At 40.7% G+C, this 5,474-nt stretch carries 4 protein-coding genes; all 4 read left to right on the plus strand.

Features of this window, described 5'->3' with window-relative positions; translation table 11 throughout:
- On the plus strand, positions 1 to 3,123 hold a 3,123-nt coding region (locus Q0P34_RS08195), incomplete at its 5' end, for a fibronectin type III domain-containing protein (protein WP_294955313.1).
- A gap of 204 nt (positions 3,124 to 3,327) precedes the next feature.
- Positions 3,328 to 3,984 carry a lysophospholipid acyltransferase family protein gene (locus tag Q0P34_RS08200; protein ID WP_294955314.1) on the plus strand — a complete coding sequence of 219 codons (657 nt, stop codon included), beginning with the start codon at positions 3,328 to 3,330 and terminating at the stop codon, positions 3,982 to 3,984.
- Positions 3,968 to 5,032, plus strand: a complete 1,065-nt coding sequence (locus Q0P34_RS08205) for an Mbeg1-like protein (RefSeq protein WP_294955316.1) — start codon at positions 3,968 to 3,970, stop codon at positions 5,030 to 5,032. The genes Q0P34_RS08200 and Q0P34_RS08205 overlap by 17 nt, the downstream gene beginning before the upstream one ends.
- A 274-nt stretch (positions 5,033 to 5,306) precedes the next feature.
- A complete protein-coding gene (locus Q0P34_RS08210) occupies positions 5,307 to 5,429 on the plus strand; it encodes a hypothetical protein (RefSeq protein ID WP_294955318.1) in 123 nt (40 codons plus the stop codon).
- The last annotated feature ends 45 nt before the right edge of the window (positions 5,430 to 5,474 follow it).

Below are 5,474 nucleotides of genomic sequence, written 5' to 3' on the forward strand. Positions count from 1 at the left end.
ACCCTAACCTCAAAGTATCAAAATGAGGAGCTGATATTCAACTTTACCGCTGACGCGGACGGATATTATGAAATCACATCGACAGTTGAGCCGGGCGAGAGCAGCATAAGGCTTAGTGAAAACGGTTCACTCTTGAACAGCAAATCCGTTCGTCACATCAATGCGGGCGAGAGTATAAAAATCATTTGCCTTTGCTATGCAGCCAATACTCAGGTAACGCTTACTGCTGCCAAGCACGAGCACAAATATTATGTTACACAATACACTCCCCAAGGATGTAAGGCAACCGGAAGCATTACGTACAGATGTAGCATATGCACCAACCAGTACAGCGAAAAAATACCCTATGAGCAGGATGTTCATCATTATTTTAACGGAGCCTGCAGATGCGGAAAAAAGGACAGCGAGTACCAAAGAATAAACGGAGCATTGGCGCTTGATTCAAAAATTACGCTTAAAGAGGAGCTTGCAAACACAAAATTCACCTATGCATTCAATGCTGATGAAGACGGATTTTACACCTTTTCCGGCAGGGTTGAGGATGATTATTACCAATCCACCCTGCTAAATGTCTACGACGAAAGCAACGAGATTATCGACGGCCGTTCAAGCGGAAGCAGAAGCCTCGAGGTTATAGTTGAAATGGAAAAGGGCGAAACCGTTTATGTTGAATGGGCCTCGGGCTCAAGCGGCACATCGTCCCTTATTGTTCAAAGGCATATCCACAGAACCAGCGACAAGGTAATTGCACCAAAATGTAACGAGCTTGGCTACACAGAGCACGTATGTACCAATTCAAAATGCGGATATGTATATTATGACACGTTTACTCCGGCAACGGGTGAGCATATTTTTGTTGAAACGGTACACCAACCAACCTGCGTTGAACCCGGCTACACCGAAACAATATGCAAAAACTGCAGCGTAGGATATACATACGATTACGTTTCACCCGGCAACGAATACCACAAATTCAAAAACAGCTTTTGCGAATACTGTAACGCATTGAATTGTGATGCCGAGATTGTGAATGTTGGTCTTAATGAAAAATTAGAGCTCAGCTTCAGCTCGATTAACGACATAAAAATTTTGTCGTTCACTCCGTCAAAAACCGAAATGTATACAATCAGTCCAAAGATCAACACCGTCAATGTTATGCTGTATGCAAACGACCTTAACACGTACCTAAACAACAGTCCGTCATCGCTTACCACTTTGCTTGAGGCAAATGTAAAATACCTTATTGTTTTGCAGGAAACCGGGACATATACCGAAAAGGTAAATTTTGACATCACAGAGCATAATCACCGTTATACCGAACAAAAGGTAAATGCAACCTGCGGTGATTATGGATATGTTGAATACTATTGTGCAATGTGCAATTCATCAAGATTTGTAAACTATACCGAGCCGACAGGCAAGCACCGTTGGGTTAAGGACGAGGTTGTTAAGCCTACCTGTACGGATGAGGGCTATACCTCTTATTACTGCAAAACCTGCCACGAGCAAAAAAAGGAAGACATTGTACCTGCTACAAACGAGCACAGGTACAAAAACGGCTTTTGCATCTACTGTAACCACAGAGAACGTGACAACAAAATAGATTTGGGCGAACTGATTGAGGGCAAGGCAACAACAGTTGAATACAGCGATGCCGATGCATACTATTCCCTAACCTTCAAGCCCACCGAAAGCACAACGTATCTGTTCAAATCAACAGGAACAATCGACACCTACGCAAAACTGCTCGACTCTAATGGCAATGTGCTGAAAGAGGATGACGACAATGCTCTGGCATACAATTTTCAAATTGTATACAACCTAAAGCAAGGCGAGGCTTACACATTAATTATTGAAAAGCTCGACTACGACAAGGAATCCTTTGATGTTACGGTTGAAAGGCACACCCACGACTTTGCCGAAATCAATATCCCCGGTAATTGCGGTAATGACAGTGTTACGATTAAAACCTGCAAGACCTGCTTTGAAGTATACGAGGACACGTATGCGCCTGCAACAAACGAGCACAAATATAACGAATTCGGTATTTGTACCGAATGTATGCAGTTTAATGATAACGGCAATGTTCCTACTATCGAGCCTTACAAGGAGAACAAGGTAGAAAAATACACTGAGGGCTGCTTCAAATTTGTAGCAGACACTGACGGTGAGTACACAGTGTGCTCAATGGGTGATTTGGCACCGATTGCGATTTTTGCAGATGAAAAAGGCAATGCAATTGAACAGAAAATAGACCGGGAAAACGGCTTTAATATCAGTGTCACCGCCAAGCTAAAGGCCGGACTCACATACTACATATTCTCCACTGCCGAAATTGATGAATATTCATTGGTTCTGCTTGCAAAGCACGAGCACAAATACGAAATCATCAGCAAGCCGATGGTTGAGTGCTACAAACAGGGCTACACCGTTTACCAATGCTCAATCTGCAACGAGAAAAAGGAGGAGCTTACAAACGGTGCCTTGCACGAATATTATAACGTTGTTTACGCACCAACCTGTACTTCAAAGGGCTATACACACAGCGAGTGTATCTTTTGCGGATATACATACAACCACGATTTTAAGGCACAGCTGCAGCATAATTTTTATGTGTTAAATACCCTGCCGTCCTGTAATGAAAAGGGCTACAAAACCCGCTATTGCCTCAACTGTGATTATGAGTGCAGGTATGACTACAAAAACCCGGCAGGACACCGTTGGAGCGATAACTACACCGTTACCAAAAAGGCAACCTATGCAAGCACAGGTGTTAGGGTAAGGACCTGCTGCGACTGCGGCGCAAAGAAAAACGAGGTCATCCCCAAGCTAAAGGTTGCAAAGGCAAAATCCGTTTTTGTTTACAAAAGAAGCCGAGGCTTTAAGGTAAGCTGGAATAGGAATTCATCTGCAACCGGCTATCAGGTTCAGTACTCTACATCAAGCAAATTCAAAAAAGCAAAAACCATAACGATAAAAAGCAACAAAACACTGTCAAGAGTTGTTTCAGGGCTTAAGGGCAAAAAGAAATACTATGTTAGGGTTAGGTGCTACAAAACATATAAAAACAAAAAATACTATTCCTCTTGGTCCAAGGCAAAGGCAGTGACAACCAAAAGATAATCGTTAACGAAAAAACAGATTGATCCTTATGTTCAATCTCATACTGCTGACAAAGCCAATCCTCTCGGATTGAACTTTGTCGGCAGTCTGTGCGGTGCATAAATGCACCGCTTTTTTTGTGTGCTTTTTTGAAATTTCCCATTGACCTTAATGCCTGCCATCACTATAATACATATAGATAAATTTTATTCATTGGAGCAAAAAATGTATAATTACAATCATTATGAAAACAAAAGGTCCGAAAAGCATTGGTTTCGCATACTGCACGGACTTGCAAAATTGCTTTTCAAAATTGAAATTCGCGGAGAAGAAAACATACCCGACACTAATTTTATTCTGTCAACAAACCACACCTCGATAATAGATTTCATCTTTGTTACATATTCAAAAAAGCTCCCTCCCGTTCACTTTATGGCAAAGAGCGAGCTTTTTGACAATCCGTTTGAGAGAATGCTTTTGAGCAGAATAAACTGCTTTCCCGTTGAAAGAGGAAACGGAAAATCCGAACAAGCACTTACCTATGCCGTTAACCTGTTGAAAAAGGGATTTAATCTTGCAATATTTCCCGAGGGCAAAATCAATTCTCAGCTTCCCTATTTTCCGGGAGAGGCAAAAAGCGGTATTTCAAGAATTGCCTGTGAGGCAAATGCGCCTATACTCCCCTGCTCTATATACTTTTCAGGTAAGCTTATGCCGTTCAAAAGGGTTATTATATCCTACGGCAAACCGATTACCTGTGCAGAGATTGAAAACAATTTAAGCGAAAACGAATACGAGTATCACAAAAACAACTCTGCTTATATTTTCGACAAAACAAAAGCTTTATGGAAGGACTGTGCAGAATATGTCAAATCTGTTTGATTACATAAACAAATTCGGCAGTATCTCCTTTGACGAAGAAATGCCGAATGATGTTGACAATATAATATTCTGCAGGCTTGTTTATCTTGATTTTTCTGCACACATCGGAAAAACGATAGAAAAAATTGCTCAGGAGCTTGAGGAAAATAAAGGCACGCTCACCAAAAAAGGCGAACGCCACACAAGAAGCACCTACAAGCTTCTTTTTGAGCTTGCAAGCTCTGAAAGATTTAAGGGCGTTAAAATCCGTAATTTTCATTTAGAAGAGGATGACGATAAAAAATTCTCCTTTTGTGCCGCAATTTTCGCTCTTAATAAAAGACTTGATTTTGTTTCCTTTCGAGGCACCGATGATTCGGTCGCTTCAATGAGCGAGGATATTGCAATGTCGTGCGAATTTCCCGTAACAAGTCAAATAAAGGCGCTTCAATACATAAACATTCACTACATAAATTCAAAAAGAAGCCTTTATCTTGCAGGTCACTCAAAGGGCGGAAATCTTGCTCTGTTTGCATTCATCTGTGCAAACGAAAGCATAAAAGAAAAAATTATACGCGTTTACAACAATGACGGTCCCGGCTTTCCTGACAGCTTTATGGATGGAGAAATACCTGTTGAGCTTCGCGACAAAATAAAGATTTTTGTGCCGAAGGACTGTGTTGTCGGCAGGTTGCTTCATAATTTTGCGGATTATACAATTATTGAAAGTAAATCCTTTTCCATAGAACAACACAATATGTTCAACTGGGAAACAGAAGGCAGGGAGCTTAAACAAGCCAATGAGTTTTCCGTATTCTCGGACACGATAGCGCAAACGCTCAAGGGCGGTATGCTATGCCTTAACTCAAAGGAGCTTAACAGAATATATCACATCATCTGCACAATAATCGAAAGGTGCGATATTGACAGTAAAAACGACATAAATATGGCATTTATTCAAAAGCTGATTGCGTTGCTTATCGAGGACGACAAGCTGTTTTCACCCGATTTGATTGAAAATATTATAAAATCTCTCGGAAAAGGCTTTTGGCTTTATTTGAAGCAATAACAAAAAAATCAGGCAGTTTATATTGCCTACAAACCCTCGTTTCAGAAATGATTCGAGGGTTATTTTTATAAAATCGTGCTTAAACATTGTTCTCTGCTTGGACAATTTGCACATATAATCTGTTTATACGCGGCTTTACATCATATGTGTTTCCGGGTGTTACCAAAATCTATGAATGTTAATATAACAAAATATCTTAATGTATTGATTATTTTTTTAGTATATGTTAAAATTGATTTGTTACAAATGTTACAATTAAAGTAGGGATGATTAGATGGCAAATTATACAGAAGCTCAATGGAACGCAAAAAAGGTTAGCATTATGGAAAAATGCTTTGAAGGATTTACAGAGCTGGGACTCCATGGCACAGGCATTCGTGCTATTGGAAGACATTGACAACGGGGAACAGCCGGGAGAAGCTGTGACCGCCGCGATGTTCCA

The organism is uncultured Eubacterium sp. (assembly GCF_945980375.1).
GTDB lineage: Bacteria > Bacillota > Clostridia > Oscillospirales > Acutalibacteraceae > Eubacterium_R.